The following is a 26,016-nucleotide window of genomic DNA, read 5'->3' as shown; positions in this document are numbered from 1 at the left end:
TCAGGGACCGAACCAGATCAGCCAGATGGACAAGGCCACGATGACGCCGAGGGCGCTGTAGGTGAACAGGCGGAACCGCAAAATCGAGTCAATCTTTGTCACCACGAAGATAACGCGCAGCCCAACGGCTGACGCGACGCCGAACATGGCGCACATCATCCAGTCAGGGAAATATGCCCCTGCCAGCGAGAAGGAAGGGGCGGCGTCTGTGGAGCACCCGGCGAGGAGCAGGAGCGGGGTTGCCGAGAGAGGAGACGGGCGCGACATGATGTTGACGATCTGCCTTCTCCACTCTGAAGGGTAACGAGGTAACGAAGGTAACGATGTGTGGTTCTGTTAGCAAAAAATCTTTTCTTATTGCGGTTGGCGTTCTCTTGGGAGAGAGGTTTGCGCGCATGGCGATGTGACGAGGAGGAATGCTCGGTTGCCGTAGGCGCTTGCTGTGCATATGCCGGTGGTACAGATTGGGCTTGGAACTGCATCGCGAACTACGGAGGGTCGTCAGTGGCATTCGACGTCCCGACTGCCTTCTAGGCGCATATCTGTATTCCGAGGGCTTGACCAGCGACCCCGTCCAAGCGTCACATTGCCGCCGTCGTCTGTCCGCAATGGGTATGTCGGAGCCGCCATGTGGTGGAAAACCTCTGGGAGCATATGCAGGAACTGGCGCTCCGTCGCAAATCGAGACGAAATGAACGCCGCTTCATTCCAAGTTATCTTTTATCTCGCCTCTGGCGAAGATTGGATCAAGGTCCGACAGAGCCTGCCATTTCCAGCATCAACGCCGGGAACCGGACCCGATGCCGAATACGTCATCGTGGAGACGATCAAATACGTCCTGAATTGTGTCGTGGGCTCGGCGCCCCTTGCTGTCGACGATTGTCACGGTGGCGGTCATCCCTGCAGCAAGTGTGACGTTCGCAGGTATGGTGTCTATCCGAATTCGTACGGGGATGCGCTGGGCCAGGCGGACCCAGGTGTAAACCGGGTCGACGCTGGGTAGACCCTGCACGCCGGCTCCAGCGTTCGATGTCGCGATGCCGCGCGTGATGCTCACGACATGTCCCCGGAGCGGTGAACGGAAGCCCATAAGATCAATGCGCACCGGGTCGTTGATGTTTACCGAACTGATCTTGGTTTCCTCGAAATAGCCGTCAACCCAGTAAGACGATGAATCAATGACCGTGACGTTGGGGACGCCTGCTGTTGCGAAATCACCGTCACGCATGATCAGGTTATTCACGGTGCCGGTGACAGTGCTGCGGACATGCGTGCGGTCGAGGTTGATCTTCGCTTGAGACAGGCTTGCCAGGGCTTCGGCGTATTGCGCGCGGGCTACTTGTGCGGTCGCTTCGTATACTTGCTTTTCTTCACGGGATGCGGCTGCATCCGTAAGATGCGTGCGGCGTTCATGCTGGGCTGTTTTCAGAACCATGTCGGCCTGTCGCTGTTGCGATACGGCCGTAGCGGTGGCGACCGCCACCTGGAAGTCGAACGGGTCAATGTCGTAGAGTACGTCTCCGGCATGAACGACCTGATTGTCTTTGACATGCACAGCGATGATCTGGCCCGAGACGCGGGGGGCGATATTGGCGACCTGCGCGCGCACCTGACCGTTCCGCGTCCATGGCGCCGCAGTGTAGTAATCCCAGAGAACGAACGCCGTGACCATCGCAATGGCCAGAATTATCGTTGTGGTGATGACTTTGATTGTAAGGCGCGCCCTGTCAAACATGTCCAGAGATTCCTGCTGGCATGGAGAAAATACGGGCAGTGGATGTGTATGAAGAGTGACGTGTCATAAGCATTATACTTTTCACCGCGACAGCTGTTCTGGATCGGCGCGCTATTGGGGCCAGGGAGTCACAGGGCGAGGGAATAAACCCCGGTCAGGATGATCAGCAGACCAAACTCCGCCAAGGGAATATTCCACACGAATCGCTCCAGTCGAGTTTTCGCGATCAGTGGGCGCAGGGCAAGCATCGTCACCACGGCGAGTCCGACATGAAGGAGAAATGACGATACCAGGAGACCGTCCATATCCAGAACCGATGGAATTTCCATCACACAGCGCTCCGGGATTTTGGAAGTATTTTATAAAAATTTATGGCGGATCGGTTTCGTTGCAGCAACATGATCGATCCTGTCATGCCCGACACCGCCCCGACGACTGTGGTCATTTCTCCACCGGATAGTTCCCCCGATCGGGAGAGAAGCCGCTCGGCGGATGCTCGCATGAGAGAAATTCCTTCTTTGCAGCAGGATATTTCTGTGGCGCGCATCGCTGCGTCGCATTCGGCGCGTATCGTGGCGATCGTCGCGGCCCGCCCAAGATGGCGTCGTGCACGCGCCAGAGCTGCGGCAAGGTCCTCGAGTTCCGCCATTCTGGAAAGAACACGCACCTGCGAAAGGGATTTCGGGAGATAGCTGTTCCACAGAAGGATATGCGCCAACCGATCGTAATTCCTGCTGATCAGTACGGAGCCTGCCTGCCTGTCATGCCCGACGCACTGCGAGCGCAGCGTGAAGCCGATGGCCATAGCAACGCGAAACCTCCGTGAGCGCGCAGACGGAGGCAACAACAGCGTCAGGGCCACGAAAATCAGCAACGCCGCAAGGATATAGAACACGTTCCTGTTTACGAAGTCTGCGGGATTGAATTCTTGCTTGTTGCTGACGCCAAGCATGACGAAGAAAAAGACGCCGGCGTTCAGGCCGATCGCCGATGTCTTCGGCTGAAGCAGCAGCAGGCAGCCGCCAAAGACGACGGGCGCAGACGCGAGTGCGAGAAACGTCATTTCGGACCCGCGCGTAAGCACGAAGAAATTCAGAAACGCCGCAACTGCTACAGCCAGGGGCGTGCCGATCAGCGCTCCCATTCCGAAGGCGCGGACATTGTAGGTGGTGGCGGCGAGCATGATGATGATCGACGCCTGGGACAGGGCGGCGACGCTGCCGGGTATGCCGGAAAGAATGCACAACCATGCGGAAAGACTGAAGCCGATGAGCAGACGCAGACCGTTGAGCAGGGCCATGATGACGTCCCGGTGCCCGGCGATCGGAAAATCAGGAGCCGGATTGCGCGTCGCAGAGCCGTCGCGGACTGTGCAGACCCCGTCTTCGGCCCATCGCCAGAAGGACAGAAGCGCCATGGAGCATTCCGCGAACCATGCGTCTTCTATTGTCAGTTCTTCCGCCACTCCCTCCGACGACCGTCGCGGCCGCTCCAGCAGCCCTTCCAGCGCTTTCATCGCAGCGGGCGGGGAGTCCGGGCAGGACGCGCTTTCGAATACCGCCCGAACATCCTTGATCATGGATGGGGAAACGTGCCCCTCTTCAAGAGCATAGCCAATGGCGCGGCTGCGGCTCAGCATTTCCATCAACGACACCATGGCCGACCGGGCGCCTGCGAGCCGTACGCGGCCGTCCCCGATTTCGGTGCGGGCGTAGGAGACCTGCGTGGTGAGCGCCATGATGCGTCCAGCCAACTCGGCGCAAGTGACGGCGTCGGGTATGGAGTGCCCGAGGACCGCATTCCGTGCGATCATCTGTGCTTCACGCGCTGTAGCCTCCAGCCCCGAAACCAGCTTGTTCCATGCTGTAGGCGCACCGATCACGTCATTGACGGCTGCCGTCGCCGCGATGCCAATCAGGATCGCGGATACGCGGTTGACGGTCACCGCGAACGCGTCCTGCGGCGAGTCTATGCAGCCAATGGCGATCAGGGCGACGGTATAACCCGCCAGCATCGCGGCGTAGGCCCGGAAATCTCGCTCCAGAGTTCCGACGACGCAGCACAGGCCCAGCCACAGGCCGGTGCAGCCTAGTAACACGGCGCGATCCTGACTGAAGCACGCGGTCAGAAACAGGGCGACAAAGGCCCCGATAAGTGTTCCAAGCAGTCGATAAAGCGCTTTGGAGAGCGTTTGTCCTCGCAGGGGTTGGGCGAGAATCATCACCGTGACCGCGGCTGTGGCGGGCGAGGATATCTGGAACCAGAGCGCTGCCGCGAGCGCGAGTGAAACGGAAAGCCATGTGCGCAGGCAGAACGCGAATGCGCCCGGCGGGAACAGCGTATGCAAAAAACTCGGGACCCAGAAAAAATCTTTCAAGCCCCGAATGCGCCTGCCCGTTGTTTCCTCAACAGCGCCCACTGCCCGCCCGCCTTCCGCCTGTAGCGCGGATCGTCCGCCGCCTTTTTTGTATCGGACCCTTCGGGCGTCAGGCCAAATGACAAAACAAGGCTCGGTCTGCGTCGGGCTGGATCATGCTATTCGCCCGACGCAGCGCAGATAGAGATCAGGCGGTAAGGTCACGCGTGTAGACGCGGTGACGCTTGGAGGGCTCGGGAACGATGCGTTCGATCAGGCGGCGCATCGGCTGGTTCGTCTCCAGAACCCAGCCCAACTCGATCCGGCGATATGGAAGAGTTCGGCCCCGCTTCATCAACTCGGCAATTACGAGGCCCGGCAGCAGAGAGCCGAGGGCCGTGCCGACTACGGCGCGGTTGACGCCAAGGAGGATGACGCGCGCAGAGTGGAATTCGTGACGCAGCAGGCGTTTGCCGAGGCGCGCCCAGCCGAAAGGCGAAGGTGCGCCGCCGAGGTCCCCTGCGATGTCGAAAAGGTTGGGGATCACCAGAGCCACCGCCATCGGTTCTCCGGCGCGCTCGACCAGTACGAACAGCTCGTCACGGAGGATCGGCTTGATCTGGTGGATCATGGCTTTCATTTCCGTATCCGCGTACGGAATGAAGCCCCACGTGTCGCGCCATGTATCGTTGTACAGCTGGCGCAGGATATCGCCGTCACGCGAAATTTCGCGGCGGTTGAGCTGGCGCACCGAAAGATCGCCCAGGCGCCCTTCGCCCACGCGAAGTCCGCGCGGTATGATATGCGCCTCTTCGGCTTCGGGGCCGACCTGCATGTCGTAGGACAGAACGTCCATCGCCTTGGTCATGCCAGCGGATTCGACTGCGGCGCCCAGTTCCTTCGGATGCCAGGGCATCATGATCATCGGGGGCGCTGTCTGCCCGTCGATCATAAGGCCGTATTCCCCGTTACTGTTCAGCGTCCAGGGGCCAAGCATTCGCGTCCGGCCCTGTGCGCGGAGCCAGTTCGCCGCCGCGTCGAGCAATGGGGGGACGATTTCAGGACTCGCGGCGTCCAGCGCGCCGAAAAAACCTGTGTCTGTTGACAGGCCCGTCGCCGCCGATGTCTGGCCGATCAGATCGTCGATCTGCGCGGAAATGCGACCAACGGGCTTCCCGTCGCGTAACGCCAGAAAATACTGGGCTTTGCCGTGCGAGAAAAAAGCCGACCGCTTCGGGTCGAGCAGATCGCGTTGTTCCATGTCCAGTGGCGGCGCGTACCCCGCCATGCCTGCATAGATTCGACGTGGCAGCCGCACGAACGTGGACAACGCGCGAAATCCGGAAACTGGACTGATGACAAGGCGCGCCGGCTGGGTCATGACATCTCCCTCTAAGCGCGTAGCGCCCCTTACGCGAAAGGCCCCTTGGGCGGGACGCTGATCGCATGGAAACGCCTGCAAACGAAATAAGCCGAGACGTAACCTTGTGTAACAAAATCTTGCCGAGGGTCATGCGCCGTATCGTCCGTAAGCTCGCTGGAGCGGGATTTTACACACATCGACCTTCCGTCCGGGCGATCCTTATCACCGGCGCTTCGAGCGGCATAGGCGCAGCGTTGGCTCGTTTTTACGCGGCGCCGCATCGCACCCTTATGCTTTGGGGACGTGATGAGGCGCGGCTTGGCGAAGTCGCTGCGGCATGTCGGGCGGGCGGAGCGACGGTTCTGACGCGGGCTGTGGACCTGGCGGACGGCGTAGCGGCGCTGGCTGCGTTTCGCGAAGACGACGCGGCGACGCCGTTTGATCTGGTGGCGCTCTCGGCTGGACTGGGAGACATGAAGAGAGCCTCGGATCAGGTCGAGCGCGCCGAAGCGGTGTTCAGGCTGGGCGTGGTGAATTATGCGACGCCTGCGGCTCTCACCATGGCGGCGGCCGAGCGCATGAGGAAGCGTGGCGGCGGATCAATCGGCCTGATCGGTTCCGTCGGCGCGTTTCATGATGTGCCATTTGCGGCCGGATACGGCGGATCGAAGGCCGGGTTGGCGCGATTCGCCAGTTCGGCCCGGATTGCTCTCGCGCCGCTTGGTGTGCGGGTCACGTTGATCGCGCCGGGATTCGTCGACACGGCCATGAGTCGCAAACTCATAGGGCCGCGTCCTTTTCTGGTGTCGGCGGACGATGCCGCGCGACGTATTGCGAAGGCGCTGGGCGCTGGCCGCGCGGAGCTTGTCTTCCCGTGGCCTTTCCGTCTGCTGCGTCGCATTGACCAGATTACGCCGCGCCCCCTCGCGGACGCGCTCATGCGACGTTTGAAAGCAGATCAACAGGCGTAGGCGGCTATGCCAGCCAACCGTGCAAAGAACTGCGCGTTAGAGCTCCAAAACTCAATGAGCGCCCGGGTAGCGCAGGTAAGGCGCGCAGGCCGCGCCATTCGGATGGCAGCGGAAAAATCTGGAAGTTAGGGGACTGGACGTGAGCGAAATTGTAACCGCAGACATTGGCGGAACCAACGCCCGCTTCGCCGTGGCCACGATTGCGGACGGCGCCGTGCTGGAACTCTCGGAGCCCGTGACGCTCCCTGTGCGTGACCACGACAGCCTCGGTTCGGCCTGGCGCGCCTTCCAGGAGCGTCATGGTCGCCCGTTGCCGAAGCAGGCGGCGCTCGCTCTCGCCTGCCCGGTGCAGGGCGAAGTCCTGACGATGGCGAACAGCCCCTGGATCATCACTCGGGCGACATTACCCGACGAATTGGGCGTCGAAGAGCCGCTGCTGGTGAATGACTTTGAGGCTGTGGCTCATGCGGTCGCCAGCCTCGACGCTTCATGCCTTCCTCATCTGAGCGGGCCGGATCGGCCACTGCCAAGCGAGGGCACGATCGTAGCCATCGGACCTGGCACAGGGCTTGGAACCGCGTCGATCATTCGCCGGGACGGGCGCGTCCTCGTGTGCGGCGCGGAGGGAGGGCATATCGGTTTTGCGCCCTTTGACGCGTTCGAGGACAGGCTTCTGGACAAGCTCAGGGCCGTCCACGGACGAGTTTCCGCCGAGCGCGTCATCTCCGGTCCGGGCATCATCCCGATTTGCGCCAGTCTGGCGGAAGAGCGGGGGGATTCGTTGCATGGGCTCGATGATCGACAGATCTGGACGCTCGCTCTCGAAGGTCACGACCGACTCGCGGTCGAGGGCATGACCCGATTTTGCCGTGCGTTGGGTGCTTTCGCTGGCGACATGGCGCTGGCGCATTGCGCGAGTGGCGTGGTCATCGCGGGTGGATTGGGCAAGCGCCTTATGAATGTCCTGCCATCCTCCGATTTCGCCGAGCGATTCGTGGCGAAGGGACGATTCGAAACGATGTTGCGGCGCATCCCGGTTCGCATGATCCGCTACCCGGAACCGGGGCTGTTTGGCGCGGCCTCCGCTCTGGCCCGTCGTCTGGACGAAGCGGCGCAGGCGACCTGATGCTGTTATGGGACGTGCGACCGCCGATGCAGCCGCGTCAGGGACGGTAGCTCGCATCAATAGGGAAGCTTCGTCGTCTTGTGCCATGGACGGCGCAGGTTCGCGCGGGCCAGCCTTCTTGAAGCTTAAGTTGCAGCTGGGGCGATCGGCGTAACAGGTCGGGGCTCGGGCGAAGGCCTGATCGCCAGACCTATGCCCGGTTGCGCAGCCCTTCATGGAAACGGCTGGCAGGCAGCGCTCTACGGACAGGCAGTCGCGCCGTGATCCACAATTTGGAGAAACGCCCATTGTGGAGGTCCGGGCGGGAATCGAACCCACATTCGCGGATTTGCAGTCCGCTGCATCACCATTCTGCCACCGGACCCCGTATGGGGTTGCGCTATATCCACCAGCGAGGCATCGCTGGTCAAGCCGGTCTGTGAAGTCATAATGGTTTGCAGGGTCGCTGCGCCGTGCGGACGGTCGATCGGCAGTGCTGTTATTGAGGTTCTGGGGCGCAAGATGAGTGAGAGCGAAGGACAAACGATTGTGGCCGCGCGCAACGCCGGGACGGGCGCCCCGCACATCGATTTCGATGCGGCGCGTTCGCTTATGGTGGACGATCAGGTCCGACCGATCGAGGTGGACGATCCGCGCATATTGGCGGCGATGCGCACTCTGCCACGCGAACGGTGCGCACCGGACGCCGAGCGTCAATTCGCCTACGCCGACCGTACGCTGCCCCTGACCGAAGGACGTTATCTGCTGCAGCCCATGATCGCCGCGCGCCTGACGCAAGCGGCGGGAATCGTGAACGAAGAGCGTATTCTGGTCGTCGCCGCAGGGACGGGTTATCTGGCGGCGCTCGCGTCGCATCTGGGCGGGCGCGTCATTGCAGTCGAATCCGATCCCGATTTGTGCGCGGTTGGCGAAGCCTTCACATCCGATGTCGCGCCGGGCGTCGTGTGGCGCCACGGACCGCTCGAGTCCGGGGGGGCGGCAGACGCACCGTTTGACCTGATCCTCATAGATGGCGGCGTTCAGGAAATTCCGGGTTTCTGTGTGGCGCAACTGGCGCCAGGAGGGCGTGTCGTCGGGTTGCTGTCGCGCGACGGCGGCGCGTCGTCGGCGTTCGTTGCAGAGCTGGATCGCTCGGCGCCCAAGGGGAGCGCCGCGAATGGCGGGCGGCCGATCATTTCGCATGGCGAAAGCGCATGGGCGATTCGCCTGCAGTTCGACGCTCCGGCGCCGCTGCTGCGGGAGTTGCTGCCGAAGCCGGTCTTTTCATTTTGAGCAGGTCCGAAGCGTTCGGGGCTCCGACTTTTCGTGCGGATGCGTTTTTTCAGATTGCCGGGCGATAGCAAGACGCTGTTAAGTTCATGAGTGGAGTATCAAAATATAACGTGGCATAAGTGTTTTGGCTCGACGCCGCGTGCGGGACAGGGCGAGTGGCGGAGACGAGAACGGCGATGAAGCATTCCTGTGGCGTAGGGTTGGGGCTGGCTGCACTACTGTACAGCTCCACCGCTCTGGCCCAGAAATACGACGGCAGTGGGGCGCCAAGCTTTATTCCACACACCCTGCAAGAAGCGTTGTCGGCGGCGTATTTGACCAACCCGACGCTGCAGCAAGAACGCGCTACGTTGCGCGCAACCGACGAAACTGTGCCTACTGCGCTCGCTGGCTGGCGTCCGAAAATTCAGGGGACGTTCTCGCCGAGTTATTATCAGGGATATAATAACTACCGAGGAAATACGGACGTCCCTGGTTCAGGGTATTTTCGCAGCTATAGCACTGGGGGCTATCAGGCTCAGGTCTCGATTCAGCAACCTATATACAGCGGCGGCAAGACGACGGCGTCGACGCATGAGGCCGTCAATCAGGTGATGGCGGAGCGCGCCAAGCTGATTTCGACCGAACAGCAGGTGTTTATGGACGTCGTCAACGCCTATGTCGGCGTCATTGAAGACGAGCAATTATTACAGCTGAATATCAACAACGAACGCGTTCTCGAGCAGCAGTTACGGGCGACCAACGAACGCTTCCACGTTGGCGAAATCACGCGCACGGATGTGGCTCAGGCAGAAGCTGCGTTCGCCAGCGCGAAGGCGACGCGCCAGCAGGCGGAAGGCACCCTGCAGACGGCTCAGGCGACCTACATGCAGATCGTCGGCATGGCCCCGCCGCCGAATCTTGAGCCGCCTCAACCGCTCGTGCTGCCCGTCAAGTCGGAAGCCGAGGCCGTTGCGCTTGCGATCAAAAATAATCCGGACGTCGTGAACGCGTTATTTACCGAATCAGCGCAAAAAGATGCTGTCGGCGTCGCTATGGCGGCGATCATGCCCACCGTTTCCGTGGAGGGCGCATACATGAAATCGAAGAATCAGGAGTTGAACAACCAGATTAACGAAAACAAATATGCGCTTCTGAACGTTAACGTGCCTATTTATCAAGGCGGTTCGGAGTATGCCGCGATCCGGCAGGCGCGCCAGCAGGCCTTGGCGGCGAGGCGCGCGGTCGATGTGCAGCGACGGACTGCAGCTCAGGCTGCTGCGTCGAACTGGCAGAGGCTGGTGTCCTACAAGGCGGCTATCGAAAGCAATCGTATGGCTATCAAGGCTGGTCTGGTGGCGTTGGACGGAGTCGAGCGTCAGGCGATTGTTGGAACCAGCACCACTCTTGAGGTGTTACAGCAGCAGGGAACCTTGCTGCAGGCTCAGGTGGCGCTGGTGCAGAGTCTCAGCAATATGGTGACGGCGTCTTACAATGTGGCTTCGTCGATCGGGCGTCTTACAGCGTCCGATCTGCATCTGAATGTCCCGTTGTATGATGAAAAAGCGTATTATAATGCGGTAAAAGATCGACTTTGGGGAATTAGTGACTACGCGGTTAACCAGCCGGGCCGTTAGTCTGAGTATTTCGAGCGGGCTGCCAGGGGACGTCTAGATGACAGATGAGCATGACAGCCACGCCGAGAGCGGTTCGATAGAGACAGTCCTGTCGTCGATCCGTCGTATTCTTCAGGATGGCCGGGATGACGCCGCTCCTGCCGAGGCGCATGCCGGTCGAGCGACGCCTGCGGCGTATGATGACGACGAAGATGACGAGGACAGTGTGCTAGTTCTGGACTCTTCCATGATCGCGCAAGACGATGGCGGCGAGCCCTCGGTTCATGACGCGAAACAGGAGGTCGCCACTTCGGAGCGTGAGCATGGGACCGACGTGGAAAAACCCACGCCGGACGCGATAGAGGCGAAGAGTATCGATCCGGTTGAGGCCGACGAGGGGCATGTGACGTCGGACGTCGTGGCTCCTCTTGCGGAGGCGCCTGCGGATGATTTTGTCGAGTCGCCTGCGGAACAACCGGTCGCGGCAATCCCTTCGTCCGCCAAGAACGTCAGTGCTGAATTCGACGCGGCTGCGTCGGAGGGTGAAGGTAAAATTTCGTCAAAAGATGAGACGGTAAGCGAAGTTGTCGCTGAAGACCTTTCTTCGGCGGTCGTTTCGCCGCATGAAGAAAAGGCTGCGGCGACACAACCAGAGCGGCCGCAGGTAATCCAATCTGGGGGGATAATGAGCGAAGATAAAAATACGTCGACCGACGGGCAGAGCTTCGCGCAGGGGTATGGGGCGGCCGGAGCCGCTGCCGAGAGCGACGCGCCTGCGCCTGTCTCCATCGCGCTGGACAAGCAGACAGTCGGCGCGACGGAACATTCATTCGGCGCGTTGCAGCAGATGTTGCGCCGTAAACAGTCCAACGAACATAGGGAGAGACGAGTGGCTATCACGCGTGGTGGAAACCTGACCATTGAGGACATCGTCCGCGACGAAGTCCGCGCCTTCCTCAAGGAATGGCTTGACAATCATCTTTCCAGCATCGTGCAGCAGGCCGTGCAGAAAGAGATCGAGCGCCTCAGCGACCGGTAAACGGCTCGCCTCTGGAGTGACGACTGGGAAGCAGGCGATCGGCGACGATTGCCTGTTTCTCATTTTAGGCTCCTGTGCCAGATAGGGCGATCATCCTGACGATTATGTGGCGGCCCCGCTGATCGTCGCGCGCTCTCTTCTGGTTATGGACGATGCTCGACAAGACGTTTCAGGCGACAGACACCGAAGCCCGTCTCTACGCGGCGTGGGAACAGAACGGGGCGTTCGCGGCCGACCCGCAAAGCCCGACCTCTCCTTTTACGGTCATGATCCCGCCGCCGAACGTCACCGGCGTACTGCATATGGGGCATGCCCTGACCATGACGGTTCAGGACATCCTGATCCGCTGGCGGCGTATGCAGGGGCGGGACGCGTTGTGGCAGCCGGGCACTGACCACGCGGGCATTGCGACCCAGCTTGTGGTCGAAAGGCAGCTCGCTCTTGAGCAGCAGACGCGTCAGGCGCTGGGACGCGATGCGTTCATCGAGCGGGTTTGGAAGTGGAAAGCTGAGTCAGGCGACGGCATTACAAAGCAGTTGCGTCGCCTCGGCGCATCGCTCGACTGGTCGCGCGAACGATTTACGATGGACGAAGGCCTTTCGCGCGCCGTGCGCGAGGTGTTCGTTACGCTTCATCGGCAAAAGCTGATTTATCGTGATCGTCGCCTGGTCAACTGGGACCCGCATTTCCGCACAGCGATTTCCGATCTGGAAGTTGAGAGCAAGGAGGTGCGCGGCAGTCTCTGGTATATCCGCTACCCGGTCGACGGCGCTCCCGACCTGTCGATAACTGTTGCAACCACGCGCCCGGAAACGATGCTGGGCGACGTGGCTGTGGCCGTTCATCCGGAAGACGCGCGCTATGCAGCCCTGATCGGCCGCTCTGTGATCCTGCCTCTGACCGGTCGACGTATCCCTGTCGTCGCGGACGAATACTCCAATCCGGAAAAAGGCACAGGCGCGGTCAAGATAACGCCAGCACATGACTTCAACGATTTTGAGGTCGGCAAACGTCATAATCTGCCGCTGATCGTCGTTCTGGACGCAGGTGCAAACATCACGCTGGAGGAAGTCGAGGCTGACCTTCGGGCCGAGCCTGGTCTTGCCGATCCTGAGTTTGTGCGTGGTCTGCAAGGTCTTCAGCGGGACGATGCGCGCCGCATCATCGTGGAGGAACTGGAACGTCTCGGCCTTCTGGAGAAAATCGAGCCGCATACGCATCAGGTTCCGCATGCGGAGCGCGGCGGCGCGGTGGTCGAGCCGCGCCTGACGACGCAGTGGTACTGCGATGCGGCGACGCTGGCCGGACCGGCGATCGAAGCGGTCGAGAGCGGACGCGTAACCTTCGTGCCGCGTCAGTGGGAGAACACGTTCTTCTCCTGGATGCGCAACATCCAGCCGTGGTGCATTTCCCGCCAATTGTGGTGGGGACATCGAATCCCGGCGTGGTACGGTCCCGACGGCGAGGTCTTCGTCGCGCATGACGAAGCAGGCGCCGCCACGCTCGCCGCCGCGCATTATGGTGAGAGCGTCGCGCTGACGCAGGACGAGGACGTTCTCGACACGTGGTTCTCGTCCGGCCTCTGGCCGTTCTCGACGCTAGGCTGGCCGGATAAGACGCCCGAACTGGCGCGTTACTATCCGACCGACGTGCTGGTCACAGGCTTCGACATCATCTTCTTCTGGGTCGCCCGGATGATGATGATGGGTCTGCACTTCATGGACGACGTGCCTTTCCACACTGTCTTCATCCACGGCCTCGTTCGCGACGAGCGCGGCCAAAAGATGTCGAAGAGCAAGGGCAACGGCATTGATCCTCTGGAACTGCTCGACACTTACGGCGCCGACGCGGTTCGTTTCACGATATGCGCCCTTACTGGCGTCGGGCGGGACCTGAAATTCGGTCCGAAGCGGGTTGAGGATAACCGGGCCTTTATCACGAAGCTCTGGAACGCCGCGCGATTCTGCGAGATGAACGGCGTCAAGGCGGCTCCCGGCTTCGATCCGGCAAAGGTCGTCAGCCCGCTGGGCCGCTGGATTCTGCATGAAGCGTCCAAAGCCGTGCAGGAAGCGACAGCGGCGCTGGAGGCGTATCGCTTCGACGATTACGCAGGCGCCTGCTACCGCTTTGTGTGGAACCGGTTCTGCGACTGGTATCTGGAGTTCACCAAGCCGGCCTTCACCGGGGAAGCAGGACCAGAAGCGGAAGAACTGCGCGCCGTCACCGCGCACGTGCTCGATGTGGTGTTGCGCCTGTTGCAGCCGGTCATGCCATTTGTGACCGACACGTTGTGGAGCGAATTCGGGTTCGGTCCTTCGGGTGGATTGATTGGCGCCGCGTGGCCGGAACAGATTCCGGTGACGGATGCTGCTGGAGCGGCGGCGGAACTTGACTGGGTGATCCGCTTCATTTCCGAAATTCGCACTGTGCGTTCGGAGATGAATGTGCCGCCTTCGCGTCTGTCGCCGGTCCTGCTTCAGGGAGCCACGCAGGAAAGCGTTGATTGCGCGACGCGCTGGCGTGAAGCGATCGGGCGCATGGCTCGCGTCTCCGAGATCGAGGCGTTGCAGGGCGAACCGCCGCGCGGGTCCGCCCAGACCGTGCTTGGGGACACGACGCTGGTCCTGCCGCTCGCCGATCTGATCGATCTGGACGTTGAGCGCGCGCGTCTGGCGAAAGAACTGGACAAGGCGCGCGGCGAAATCGAGAAAACCGAGCGCAAGCTGGGCAACGCCGATTTCATCGCCCGTGGCAAGCCGGAGGTCGTCGAGGAAACCCGGGAGCGTCTGGTGGCGCAGCAGGGCGAGCGGGATCGGCTGCAGGTTGCGTTGGGGCGCCTCGCCTGAAGGTATCCGAAACTGAAAGATCTGTGATTTTTCGGGGGGTGTCGGAGACATGGCAACACGAGCGCAAAGCTCCTGTCCCGCGTCGCTCCGGACCTCCGGAAAACTGCTTTGGCGGGGCTGAAATCCTGGACGGTTCTTTCGAATGAAAGCGGAAATCGACCCGCTCGCGGCGTTCACCGTGACTACGTAGCGCGTCTTTTGCGAAATACAGGCTTCACGGACGCCAGTATCCTCGGCCCGAATACCCCTTCCTCTAAAACACAAAACATTGGAACGGCGTTCCTTGAGACCGGAATGTCGCTCTGAAAATCAAACACTCTGGAGAATTTCTTATGAACCGTGTGCGCGCTACCACCGCGACTTCCCGTCTGCGTCGTCGCGTCGGGATCACGCTGGGCGTGTCGGCGTCGGCCCTGCTATGCGCCGCAGCGCCTGTGGATTCCAACACGGTGGCGACCGGCAACGACATCCCTGCCCATGTCACATTCCCGACGGCGCAGCGTGATTACGTTAAACGCGAAGTCATGATCCCGATGCGTGACGGCGTGAAGCTCTACACGGTCATCGTTGTGCCGAAGGGCGCGCATGACGCGCCGATCCTGCTGACCCGCACGCCATACAACGCCAAGATGCGCGCCAACCGGGTGCCAGACGCTCCGACCATGCGCGCTCTCCTGCCGCAGGGCGACGACGTGTTCGTTGATGGCGGTTATATCCGTGTGTTTCAGGACATTCGTGGCAAATATGGTTCGGAGGGCGATTATGTCATGACGCGCCCGCCGCGCGGCGCGCTCAACCCGACCAACACGGATGAGACGACCGATGCGTGGGACACGATCGCCTGGCTGGTGAAAAATACGCCCGAGTCTAACGGGCGCGTCGGCATGACCGGGTCGTCCTACGAAGGCTTCACCGTCGTGATGGCTCTGCTCGATCCGCACCCGGCGCTTAAGGTTGCGGCTCCGGAAAGCCCGATGGTCGATGGCTGGATGGGCGACGACTGGTTCCACTACGGCGCGTTCCGGCAGGGCAGTCTGGATTACTTCACCGAGCAGATGACTGTGCGCGGCGAGGCGAACACGATTCCACGCGTCGGTCTGGACGATTATACGAATTTTCTCGCGGCAGGCTCTGCTGGAGCTTTCGCGACCCAGGCCGGGCTCGATCAGTTTCCCTTCTGGCGTCGGATGAAGGCGCACCCCGCCTATGACGCATTCTGGCAAGGACAGGCGCTGGACAAGTTGATCGCACAGCGCAAACCCACCGTGCCCATGATTTGGGAGCAGGGCTTGTGGGATCAGGAGGACATGTGGGGCGCGATCCACAGTTGGCAGGCGCTGCGTAACGCGGGGATCTCAACCCCCAATGTGCTCGTCATGGGGCCATGGCGGCACAGTGGGGTGAACTACAACGGCTCCTCGCTTGGACCGTTGAACTTTGAGGGCGACACGGCTGAGCAGTATCGCCGCGACGTCTTCCGCCCCTTCTTCGATCAGTATCTGAAGCCCGGCGCGCCTGCGGCTTTGCTGCCGCCTGCGATCATCTACAACACGGGGCTGCAGCGCTGGGATCGGTACGAGAACTGGCCGCTGGCCTGCGACACGGGCTGCGCGTCGGGCATGAAGGCGCTCTATCTCACGCCGGGCAACGGACTTTCGTTCTCACGGCCTGACTCCGATGGGTCGGATTCCTACGTGTCCGATCCGGCGCACCCTGTGCCGTTCCTGCCGAGGCCGTTCAATTTCGGAGAGAGCGCCCGCTGGAAGCCGTGGCTTGTGCAAGATCAGCGAGAAGCTGAATCCCGCCCCGACGTCCTGACTTACGAGACCGCGCCGCTTGACGAACCGGTCGCCGTCAGTGGCGTTCCGGTGGCCCAACTCTATGCCGCAACGACGGGTACGGACGCCGATTGGGTAGTAAAGCTGATCGACGTCAATCCGCCGACCACGGCGGACCGGCCGGAGATGGGCGGTTATGAACTGCCTGTATCCGAGGACATTTTCCGTGGCCGCTATCGCAAGAGCTTCTCGCAGCCTTCGCCGATCGAGGCCAATCGCGTGGAGAACTATCGCTTCACATTGCCGCCTGTGAATCACGTCTTCGCAAAAGGCCATCGAATCATGGTGCAGATCCAGTCGTCTTGGTTCCCGCTCTATGACCGCAATCCGCAGCGCTACGTGGCCAACATCTTTGACGCGGCGCAGGCGGATTACGTGAAGGCGACGCAGAGCATCCACCACGGCGGCGCGTCGGCGAGCGCCGTGATCCTGCCGGTCGCGCCAGTCGGGCAGTAAGGATCGCGCGCCGCCGTTGTCGCCGCCGTATCGGCCGCCCATATAGAGGCGGTCAATCGGACAGCACCTGGAGCGTACCATGAGCGATGCAGCAACGACGGCGACCGAAACAGCAATCCTTGGCGGTGGTTGTTTCTGGTGTGTGGAGGCCGTGTATCTCACGCTGCGCGGCGTGAAGAGCGTGCGTTCAGGATACGCGGGCGGCCACACCGAACACCCGAGCTATGAAGAGGTTTGTACGGGCCGCACGGGTCATGCGGAGGTCGTGGAGGTCGTTTTCGATCCGTCCGAAATATCCTACGCCGACCTGCTACGGATATTCTTTACGGCCCACAACCCCACGACGCTAAACCGGCAGGGCAACGACATAGGTACGCAGTATCGCTCTATCATTTTCTGGACGTCCGAAGACCAGAAAAAAACGGCTGAGGCGACCATGAAAGAGGTAGAGGTAGCGGATGCATGGGACGCTCCTCTGGTGACGGCGATCGAGCCGCTGACGCATTTCTGGCCAGCAGAGGCCAAGCACGAGGATTATCTCGCGCGTAATCCTGAAAATGCTTATTGTCAGGCTGTCGTTGCCCCGAAGGTAGCGAAAATGCGGAAATTGTTCGCACGATATCAGAAAGACGCGTGAGGAGGCCGCTGACCCCGCAGTTATAGCGCAGGGTCAGGACCCGCTCTGTGTGGCGGCGGGGTTCGCGTCGTCAGGACCCGACGTGACCCCAATTTCCATGATCAAATCCCCCAGCCATTTTATGCCGGAGTCGCGGCTCGATTTTCTGGGAAGAAGCATTCTTACGCCGGGCGTTCCAAAAATATCGGGCAGGCGAGATGAAGTCAGGCCTGCGGTTTTTCGAAAGAAATCGGCGATATAGTCTGGAACAATAGCGACAGTATCGGGTTGCCTGAGAAATGCGGGCAAGTGCCCGAACGAAGGCACGACATTCCGTATGGTGCGGTTGACGCCCATATCGCGCAGTCGATGATCGAAGGTGCTGTGTCTTAACGCCGTCTCGATCAGAACATGTCGACATTTCTCTATCGTCGGCAGGTCCAGAAAGTCCGGCAGTGAACAGTAATCCGGATTCCAGACGCAAGAAAAACGGAAAGATCCCAGAGAAGTCGAGAGATAGTCGGGGCGGGTCACGCCGCCGACTGTCAGGGCCAGATCGATCTCCCTCCGTTCCAGCGCTCCGTCGAGCGTAGCGGGAGAGAGGGTCCGGAACGTCACCGTCGTGTCCGGGGCGTCTGCGGCGAGGCGCGATGCAAGGCGCGGCCCGACAGTGTAGTCGAGCCCCCCGTCAGTTCCGATGATAAAAGAACGAGGCGACGAGGCAGGATTGAACGTTCCACGCGCACTGAGAGTCGATCGAAGGGTTTCGGCTGTCAGCTCAAGGGTTTCCGCGATTTCAATGGCGTGAACCGTAGGCTGCATACCGTGTCGCGTACGAATGAACAACTCATCCCCGCAGGTCTGACGCAGACGTTTCAAGGCTGAACTGACCGCCGGCTGCGTCAGGGCCAGACGCGTGGCGGCCCGACTGACGCTTCGTTCATGCCAGAGGGCCAGAAACACATGGGTCAGGTTAAGGTCGATCCGGGACATATTCATTGTATTTATATTCAATCACAAAAAACAAAATTTGACGATAATGTTTTGTTTCAGCAACGGTAAGGACGACCCTCGCGTTATAAATCAACAGGAGCGCTTTGTGAGAAAAGCCATTGGCCGCGTAGCCATTCTTCTCGCTTCTCCGGTGTTTTTTCCTGACGCCGGAGAGGCGCGAGCGCCCCAGCATGCGCCATCGAATCGCTCCGTCGCGCATACAGAACATTCAAAACCGTCGAAGACTGCGGTCGAGCCGAAGCACAATCAACGGTTTACTGCGGCAGGAGCCGAAGCTGTAGAGGTTCGGGGGGGCATGAGGACGGCGAACGGCGTCACCAACACGACGCCGGGCGGTGGGTTGATGGCGCGGCAGAGCGCAGCACGCTCCCAGAGTACAATCACGCGCGACTTCATCGCGAAGCAATCCCCGACGGGCAACGCCATCGCGATGATTTCGGCTCTCCCTGGCGTTATTTCCGCAAGTACCGACCCGCTGGGTCAATCTAACACGGCGATGTCCATACGTGGTCTCCAGCAAGCAGAAATCGGTTTTGTTTATGAGGGAATTCCGCTCAACGATTCCATCAACTACACGCCTTACACGCAAGCGATGGTCGATACCGACAACATCCAGTCGGTCACCGTAGCTCAAGGCGCTCCGGATATCGGAGCGCCTGTCTACAATGACGTTGGGGGGCTGGTTACGGTTGCTCTGCGCGATCCTCTTGAGAAAAGAGGGGGGAGCGTCGACTTCAGTTTCGGCTCCAAAGCGCTTCAGCGTGAATTCATCAGGCTGGACAGCGGGGAGATCGGGCGCAGTCGGGTCAAGGCGTTCGCGTCGTTCTCGTCCACCACAAACGACCAATGGCGTGGCTCCGGGAAATTCCGAAAATATCACGTTGATTCGAAAATTATCAAGGAATGGGGTTCCGGCAGCAGTGCGGGCCTAACCTTTTCCTACGATAACTGGCAGCAGGCCAGTTATAGGCCGATGACCATGGCCCAGTGGCGCCAATATGGAAATTCATTCAATTACACAAAAGAGTATTACCCGGGCAATACAAGCTGGGTTGGGCTCCATCTGTATCAGAGACGCTCCACAGCGATTATCGCTCCAGTAAAACTTAAACTGAGCGAACATGTCTCTCTGGACGTGACGCCTGCTTATATGAACTACTCCGAGTTCTATTATGGCGGCGTCACCCTAAAGAACAAGGGTTCGTATTTTGGCGACCAGCAGATCGCTGACCTGAATCTGCCGTATCAGACCAACGGCGTCACCACCGCCTCCAGCATCAATCCCGTCCCCCAAAAAAGTGGATTCCTCAACGCCGTTCTTACGTGGAAAGCCGGACGTAATACGTTCCGCGCCGGGTACATTTATAACTACATCGCACTGGAGGAACCCATATATTATGCGGCGGTCAATTACACCGGCGGCATCGCTAACAACTACAGCAAGTACATGATCACGATGCCAGACGGCCGCCAGTATCGTACGCTCGACATGAACTTCAAACACCAGATGAACGAGCTGTTCATAGACGATACTTTAAAATTCCTTGACGATAAACTCACTGTCGAGGCTGGCCTGCGTTATCTGATGATCAGTCGCTGGAATACGAACCTGATTCCCGGCGCCACACGATACAAGGTCGGCGCAAGCTACGCCCAGCCTTTGCCTCAGGTGTCAATCAGCTATCAGATAACACCGCATGACCAGATATACATTGACGGCACGACCGCTTACCGCGCTCCGGCGTCAGTGCAGGTTTATGGCGAGGTCTTCTCGACTACGAGTCCAACGCCGGCCTCAAGACAGGCTTCACTGAAGGGTGAATATTCAATCGGTGAGGAGATCGGCTACCGGCATTACGGCCTCGTCAATCTGTCTGTTTCACTGTTTAATTATAATATAACGAACAATCAGATTACGTCGTCGCAATACATCAACGGAATTCCTCTGCCGTCGCCGATCGAGGCGGGAGGTAAAACGTCACGGGGAGCGCAGGCTGAAATCGGTCTCAGACCCTGGCGTCACTGGAGCCCATATGTTTCGGCGCAGTACCTCCATGCGACAACCGATAACAATATCGCATCCGGCCTCGACTATCTGCCGACGAAAGGGAAAATCGCTGTCCAGAGTCCGGAGTTCTCGGCTGCCGCAGGGATTTCCTATGACGACGGACATATTTTTGGAAATTTTGTCTTCAATTACGTCAGCTCTCAATATTCAACCCTTATGAATGACGAGAAAATTCCCGGGTATGAGACGGCCAACATGACACTGGGTTATCGCATGCGCTCCATAGGCTTCGCGCAACATCCCCAGATTCAGCTGAACGTCATAAATATTGGAGCCAAGAACTACCTGTCTGGATTTCAGAGTATATCGAACAACGCCAAGGCTACGCGCGGCGTCTATGGCACGACGATTGCTGGATCCTCTCCTCTCTACCTGAGCGCGGGCGGCGTGGCCGCCGTCGCGTCGCTCAGCACAGCGTTCTGATCACCCTATTTCGGAGCACCGCCCGATGTCATCTTTCCGTCTTGCTCTTTCCCTGTCGAGCTGTCTCGTTCTGTCAGCGCTTTCCGCCCGTGCGTCTGCCGCCCCGTCATGGCCGAGCGATGAAGGGCGTGGATCCTGCCGGGTGTCGAAAAAGATCGACGTTCCGGTGAAAATGCGTGACGGCGCGATCTTGCGTGCCGATGTGTATACGCCGGATACGAAGGAAAAAGTTCCGGTGCTGCTGATGCGCACGCAGTACGGCAAAAGCGCGGCCCAGGTACAGCCGTCCCGTTACCAGAGCCCGGACTGGTTCGCGTCGCATTGCTACATCGTCGCGATTCAGGACATTCGCGGTCAGGGAAAATCGGGCGGTGTGTTTTACGAATACCGCTACGACCGTGACGACGGTTACGACACGGTGCAGTGGGCCGCCACGCTTCCCGGTGCGGATGGGCAGGTCGCGATGTATGGCTCGTCCTATGTCGGGGCGACGCAATGGCTCGCGGCGACCGCATCCCCTCCGGCCCTGAAGGCGATAATTCCTTCAAACACTGGCGACGATTATTACGACGGCTGGAGTTATGAAGACGGCGCCTTCCGTCTGGCGTTCATAGAGCCATGGATGCTTGAGACCATAGCCTCATCGGCCGCGGCCAATCGCGGGGATGAGGCGCTTTCGAAGCAGTTGTTCGCCGATGGGAAGAACGCCTCCATCTGGCTGCCTTATACGCCCTATTCTAAATTTCCCCCGCTGCATCGCGAAGACCCGAAGGTCGCGCCTTACTTCTACGATACGGTCGCCCATCCCTCGCGTGATGGTTTTTGGGAGGCGTTCCAGATCCGGACGCATTACGATCGCGTCAAGGTTCCGGTGCTTGCTTTCGACGGATGGTACGATTCTTTTCTCAACGGCGCCGTCAATAATTTCAACGGTATGCGCACGGATGGCGGATCCCCAGACGCCCGTACTCATCAACGCCTGATTATCGGGCCGTGGGAGCATATCGGGTGGGGCAGACCGGATGCGATCGTCAGTCCGCGCCTGAAGGACATCGGCCCCGTAGCAAACAGTCCGGTTAACGCGTTGACGGTCCAATTCATGGACCACGTTCTGAAAGGCAAGGATAACGGGTTCGCTGACGGTCCACGTGTCGATTATTTCACCATGGGAGAAAATCGTTGGCACGTGGCGCGATCGTTCCCGATCGAGGGCACGCAGTACGTCCCGTGGTATCTAGGAAGTGCGGGTCGCGCCAATTCGTCGATGGGAGACGGTACTCTGACGCAAAAATTTTCGAAACAAGGTTCTTCTTCCGATCAGTTTGTCTATGACCCGTCCAACCCGGTCCCCAGCGCCGGGGGGCATTCATGCTGTTCGTGGACGTCCGGCCCGCAGGGGCAGTTCGATCAATCGCCAGTGGAGCAAAGGCCTGACGTTCTCGTCTATACCAGCGCGCCTCTCAAGAGCCCCGTTAACGTAACCGGACCGATCACGGTCGATCTCTTTGCCGCCACCGACGCGAAGGATACGGACTTTACGGCGAAACTCGTCGACGTGGCGCCGGACGGCCGGGCGATTAACCTCAACAACGGCATTATTCGCGCCAGATACCGGGAGTCTCTCAGCAATCCAGTCCCCATTATTCCCGGTAAGGTTTACGAGTATCGTATCAAGGTCTGGCCGACCTCCAACCTGTTCCAGACGGGCCACCGGATTCGCCTCGAAATTTCGTCGAGCGATTATCCGCAGTTCGCGCCGAATCCCAATACCGGAGAAGCTCTGGGCGACGCGCATGGCGCAGTTCGCGCCAGTCAGACAATCTGGCACGACGCAACGCACCAATCCTCTGTGGTGCTTCCGATCCTTCCGGAGACGGTCGCCGGTGAAGGATATGATCATCCTCCACAGGACTAACTTCAGGACCTGTTACTTTATTGACTTGAATCGCGTGTTTCTGCTGCCTGAAAAGCAGGTGGAGCGGATCAGACCATTTTTCCCGCTGTCCTACGAGGTTCCGTGCTTGGACGAAAGGCAGGTTCCGAGCGGATTGTATATGTGATCCGCGACGGTCTCAGTGGAAAGACGTTCCAAAAGCGTATGGTCCGCACGAGATTTTATACAACCAATTTATTCGTTGAAGCCGCCTGGGCGTCTTTGACCGGATTTTCACCGCCCTGACTGAGCAGGCTGGCCGTTCAAGGCGTCTGATGATTGATGCAACCTATCTCAAGGCGCACAGAACGGTAGGGTCGCTGCTGGAAAACCCCGTCATATCGGACGCACAAAAGGCGGCCTGAACTCAAAGCTCGACTAGCAATAGGATGTGATTTTGGCTGACACGTCGCGGCCAACGTATCAGCGGAACACGGCTTCCTCAGCGAAGGCCTTGCACGGCATGCACCGCACATGCGCCGCCTGCGACATAGAGGCTGCGAAGGTTCCTGAAACGAGTCGCTTCAGGAGCGGTGGAAACGGGGAGCGGCAGGTCGGCGTCCTCGACTCGGTCAAGGGTCATGTTTGCAAGCAGACGACCAAATACGGTTCCCGGCGCAATTCCGCGACCATTGTAACCGGCAATGGAAAGCATTCCGGGCGCAAGGCGATAAAGAAACGGAAGACTTGTTTTTGTTACACCGACTTTTCCGTACCATTCACTTTCGAAAGCAGTTCCGCTGAGTTGAGGAAAGATCTTGGCCAGCATCCGCGTCGCCCACGCATGGTGAATGGGGCGTTCCAATCCACGCAAGGCCCCGATGCTGCCGAACACCAATCGCCCCTCCGCATCCATGCGGAATGACGTGAGAACCTTTCGTGTGTCCCATGCGCCGTGTCCCTGTGGCAGGACGGTTTCCCGAAGGTCCGCCCGCAGCGGAGCGGTTGCAAAATTGAAGTACGGCATGGTGGTGAGCGGACCGGCGAGGGAGGAGCAAGCCCCCATGCTATAGGTGTTTGTCGCAACGATAACTTTTTTGGCGCGCACGGTCGCATGGGGTGTTTCAATCACATACCCCGTGTTTGATTGCACAATACCTGTTGTGGCGGTTGACGTGAAAAGGCGTGCGCCAGCGTTGATCGCGGCGGTAGCCAACCCCCGAGCATAAGCCAGGGGCTGTATTGTTCCCGCTCTACGATCTAGTAGGGCGGAATTGAACATACGAGAGCCTGTCGTCCGAACCGTCTCTTTTTCGCCCAGAAGCACGACATCCGCTCCTCTTTGGAGCCATTGCCTCTCTCGCTCCCTGAGGTCAGCCAAGCCGCTGGCGTCTGGTGCGCAATGCAGGGTGCCTATATGAGACGCCTCGCATTGAATGTTGTGTTTTTCGATCAGACTGAAGACAATAGCGGGGGCAGCGCCGAGCAGAGAAATAAAACGTTCTCCCTGCTGCTTCCCCATAGCCAGGCAGATATCGTCGGGCTTCATCCACATGCCGGCGTTGACAAGACCGACGTTACGTCCGGACGCGCCAAATCCGATTTGCGCGGCTTCCAGCAGGACGGGCTCGCGGCCAGCTTCCGCAAGGTGAAGGGCGGCCGACAGGCCTGTGTAGCCTCCACCAACGACGACGACATCTGTGTTGAGGTCTTGCTGAAGAGATGGTGTAAGGGGCGCAGCGTGCGCTGTCTTGCCCCAGAGACCATGCGATCGAAAATCTGTGTCCATATTCTGTGGTGTCTTTCTTCTTTTATAAGAGGGATTTTACAACCGCGCCGGAATTGAAGGCGTTATTCGCATCGCGTCATCGTTGAATTTCGTTGGCGTAGCAAGGCTTGCGACATTTCATTTTGCTCGGCCTACCGGAGATGAATGTTGAGGCGTGGAATGTTGGGCGCGGCGGTCAAGGCCATCCTATCGGATGTCGAAGAGGTCTCCGTAAAGATCAATTTTGAAAAATTCTATATGAGCGTGAAGGAGATCATGCCGAATTCGGACATCTTCAGTAGATATGGGGTGAGAGAAGTTGCAAACATCGTGTCCGTTCGGTTTGGGATTTCTCAGGTGTCGTGACCCGGTGCGGGCGCGCAGAAGAGAGCGAGCGCCCCCAGAACAAGGAAGAAGGCTGCGAGAATGAAAGCCATCTGAAAATTCTGGCCGTTTGCGACCAGATAGCCGGTTATTGCCGGGGCTGCGATGCCAGTCGCTCCGCTGCACGTCAGCGCGATCGCGTATAGCTGAGTCACGCTGTCGCCACGTTGATCGAAATCTGTAAAAAGCGCAGTGTTTTCACCAAGACTGGCGATAATCAGCGCCATGCCCACGCCGGCGACAAGCGCCGCGATTATGGCGTTCGTGCAATATGGTATCAACACGATGCTTGTAGAGAGAAGTGACAAGATTAAAATAAAAACACGTCGTCCACCAGAGTGGGTCGCGCGATCGGCGCCCCAGGCCTTGAAGGCGGCGCTGGCAAGCGCGCTAAGCGGCGTAGCGACGATGTAGGACAGGCCGAAATACAGACTGGCGACTTCAGTAGACAGATTGAAGTGATATACATAAAAAAGAGGCATCCACGATAGAAACAGAAAGGTCGCGTATGCTCCTGCGCATTGTTGGGCGATCATCATCCAGAAGGTGGGGCTGCGAAGCGCTCTTCCGATGAGCGGCCAGTCTGCGGCTAATTCTTTTTCTGACGATGCGCTTTCTCTGCCTGGAGCGTCGCGGAAGATAATGCGCCATATAATGGACCATGCCAGACCGCATGCACCGATGACAAGGAATGCGATACGCCAGCCCCTGCTCGAAACCAGTTCTCCGCCGAGAAGCGCTCCCAAGGCCAACCCCATGGGCACGCCAGCCTTGCCAATGGTCATGGCAAGGCCGTGCTCCGACGGTGGCGCCCAGTTCCGTATACTTTTCAGACCCAATGTAAAGCAGGGGGATTCACAGGCGCCGAGCAGGATGCGTGTCAAAAAAAGTTGGGGCAGTGTCGCAGCGTAACTGATCGTCATCAACGCCAGTGACCAGAGCGCGACGGCCCATGCGCCAATACGCCTGGAGCCCCAGCGACTGACGAGGAAAGCCGACGGGATATGGAGCAGAAAATAGCTCCAGAGAAAGCTGGACATAAGCCATCCTGCCGTCACCGGCCCTATTTTGAATTCCCGGACGATATCGGGCATGGCGGCGGAGAGAACCGCACGATCGCTGTAGCTGACGACTCCCATAAAAAACATTGCGAAATAAATCGCATACCGATAGGGCGACCACTTTTTTGGAATCGTTGATGTGTCCTCCGCATACTGTGCAAGGGACGAGCGAACAGAGCTGCTCATGGTCTCGATGCTCCGCAAGCGACGAC

General features: G+C 59.3%; 18 protein-coding genes and 1 tRNA gene. 10 read left to right on the top strand and 9 right to left on the bottom strand.

Features of this window, described 5'->3' with window-relative positions; genetic code table 11:
- From G442_RS20905 to G442_RS0104735, 5 genes are all read right to left on the bottom strand, one after another.
- Complete coding sequence (locus tag G442_RS20905) at positions 1–267, bottom strand: YtcA family lipoprotein (RefSeq protein ID WP_035376159.1); 267 nt, start codon at positions 265–267, stop codon at positions 1–3.
- Between the two features lie 511 nt (positions 268–778).
- Entirely contained in the window at positions 779–1,735 is a 957-nt protein-coding gene (locus G442_RS0104750) for an efflux RND transporter periplasmic adaptor subunit (RefSeq protein WP_026397065.1), read from the bottom strand.
- A gap of 128 nt (positions 1,736–1,863) precedes the next feature.
- Positions 1,864–2,064 (bottom strand): DUF1656 domain-containing protein, encoded by a 201-nt coding sequence (locus G442_RS0104745; protein WP_026397064.1) that lies wholly within the window; start codon positions 2,062–2,064, stop codon positions 1,864–1,866.
- Entirely contained in the window at positions 2,064–4,112 is a 2,049-nt protein-coding gene (locus G442_RS0104740; protein ID WP_246791228.1) for an FUSC family protein, read from the bottom strand. Before G442_RS0104740 ends, G442_RS0104745 begins: the two co-directional genes overlap by 1 nt.
- A 187-nt stretch (positions 4,113–4,299) precedes the next feature.
- Entirely contained in the window at positions 4,300–5,472 is a 1,173-nt protein-coding gene (locus G442_RS0104735) for a GNAT family N-acetyltransferase (protein ID WP_026397062.1), read from the bottom strand.
- Between the two features lie 131 nt (positions 5,473–5,603).
- Between G442_RS0104735 and G442_RS0104730 the strand changes: the two genes are divergently transcribed.
- Together G442_RS0104730 and G442_RS0104725 are read left to right on the top strand one after the other, a co-directional pair.
- Positions 5,604–6,425 (top strand): SDR family NAD(P)-dependent oxidoreductase, encoded by an 822-nt coding sequence (locus G442_RS0104730; protein ID WP_084440363.1) that lies wholly within the window; start codon positions 5,604–5,606, stop codon positions 6,423–6,425.
- A 139-nt stretch (positions 6,426–6,564) separates the two neighbouring features.
- A complete protein-coding gene (locus tag G442_RS0104725) occupies positions 6,565–7,551 on the top strand; it encodes a glucokinase (RefSeq protein WP_026397060.1) in 987 nt (328 codons plus the stop codon).
- Between the two features lie 290 nt (positions 7,552–7,841).
- On the opposite strand, the gene G442_RS0104720 is transcribed toward G442_RS0104725, so the two are convergent.
- Positions 7,842–7,915: transfer RNA gene (locus tag G442_RS0104720), tRNA-Cys, on the bottom strand.
- 164 nt (positions 7,916–8,079) lie between these two features.
- Between G442_RS0104720 and G442_RS0104715 the strand changes: the two genes are divergently transcribed.
- The 6 genes from G442_RS0104715 (at position 8,080) to msrA (ending at position 17,234) form a co-directional block, all read left to right on the top strand.
- Positions 8,080–8,823 (top strand): protein-L-isoaspartate O-methyltransferase family protein, encoded by a 744-nt coding sequence (locus tag G442_RS0104715; RefSeq protein WP_246789329.1) that lies wholly within the window; start codon positions 8,080–8,082, stop codon positions 8,821–8,823.
- A 176-nt stretch (positions 8,824–8,999) separates the two neighbouring features.
- The gene (locus tag G442_RS0104710) at positions 9,000–10,439 is read left to right on the top strand and encodes a TolC family outer membrane protein (RefSeq protein ID WP_026397058.1); all 1,440 of its coding nucleotides are present in this window, start codon (positions 9,000–9,002) and stop codon (positions 10,437–10,439) included.
- A 37-nt stretch (positions 10,440–10,476) separates the two neighbouring features.
- Positions 10,477–11,457 (top strand): DUF2497 domain-containing protein, encoded by a 981-nt coding sequence (locus tag G442_RS26090; protein ID WP_246789328.1) that lies wholly within the window; start codon positions 10,477–10,479, stop codon positions 11,455–11,457.
- A gap of 152 nt (positions 11,458–11,609) precedes the next feature.
- On the top strand, positions 11,610–14,303 hold the full coding sequence (locus tag G442_RS0104700; RefSeq protein ID WP_026397056.1) for a valine--tRNA ligase: 2,694 nt from the start codon (positions 11,610–11,612) through the stop codon (positions 14,301–14,303).
- A gap of 332 nt (positions 14,304–14,635) precedes the next feature.
- A complete protein-coding gene (locus tag G442_RS0104690) occupies positions 14,636–16,597 on the top strand; it encodes a CocE/NonD family hydrolase (protein ID WP_051291915.1) in 1,962 nt (653 codons plus the stop codon).
- 79 nt (positions 16,598–16,676) lie between these two features.
- On the top strand, positions 16,677–17,234 hold the full coding sequence (gene msrA, locus G442_RS0104685; RefSeq protein WP_026397053.1) for a peptide-methionine (S)-S-oxide reductase MsrA: 558 nt from the start codon (positions 16,677–16,679) through the stop codon (positions 17,232–17,234).
- A 33-nt stretch (positions 17,235–17,267) separates the two neighbouring features.
- On the opposite strand, the gene G442_RS20900 is transcribed toward msrA, so the two are convergent.
- A complete protein-coding gene (locus G442_RS20900) occupies positions 17,268–18,212 on the bottom strand; it encodes a LysR family transcriptional regulator (protein WP_051291914.1) in 945 nt (314 codons plus the stop codon).
- A gap of 100 nt (positions 18,213–18,312) precedes the next feature.
- On the opposite strand from G442_RS20900, the gene G442_RS0104675 reads away from it, so the two are divergent.
- Positions 18,313–20,718: a TonB-dependent receptor gene (locus G442_RS0104675; RefSeq protein ID WP_026397052.1), complete on the top strand. Its 2,406-nt coding sequence runs from the start codon at positions 18,313–18,315 to the stop codon at positions 20,716–20,718.
- Positions 20,719–20,743: 25 nt separating this feature from the next.
- Positions 20,744–22,633, top strand: a complete 1,890-nt coding sequence (locus tag G442_RS0104670) for a CocE/NonD family hydrolase (protein WP_026397051.1) — start codon at positions 20,744–20,746, stop codon at positions 22,631–22,633.
- Between the two features lie 460 nt (positions 22,634–23,093).
- Here the strand turns inward: G442_RS0104670 and G442_RS20890 are convergent, their stop codons facing one another.
- Together G442_RS20890 and G442_RS20885 are read right to left on the bottom strand one after the other, a co-directional pair.
- On the bottom strand, positions 23,094–24,380 hold the full coding sequence (locus G442_RS20890; RefSeq protein ID WP_035376157.1) for an NAD(P)/FAD-dependent oxidoreductase: 1,287 nt from the start codon (positions 24,378–24,380) through the stop codon (positions 23,094–23,096).
- Between the two features lie 332 nt (positions 24,381–24,712).
- A complete protein-coding gene (locus tag G442_RS20885; protein WP_051291913.1) occupies positions 24,713–25,990 on the bottom strand; it encodes an MFS transporter in 1,278 nt (425 codons plus the stop codon).
- Positions 25,991–26,016: the final 26 nt, after the last annotated feature.

The organism is Acetobacter nitrogenifigens DSM 23921 = NBRC 105050 (assembly GCF_000429165.1).
Lineage (GTDB): Bacteria > Pseudomonadota > Alphaproteobacteria > Acetobacterales > Acetobacteraceae > Acetobacter > Acetobacter nitrogenifigens.
This window is presented reverse-complemented; position numbering and strand designations above follow the sequence as displayed.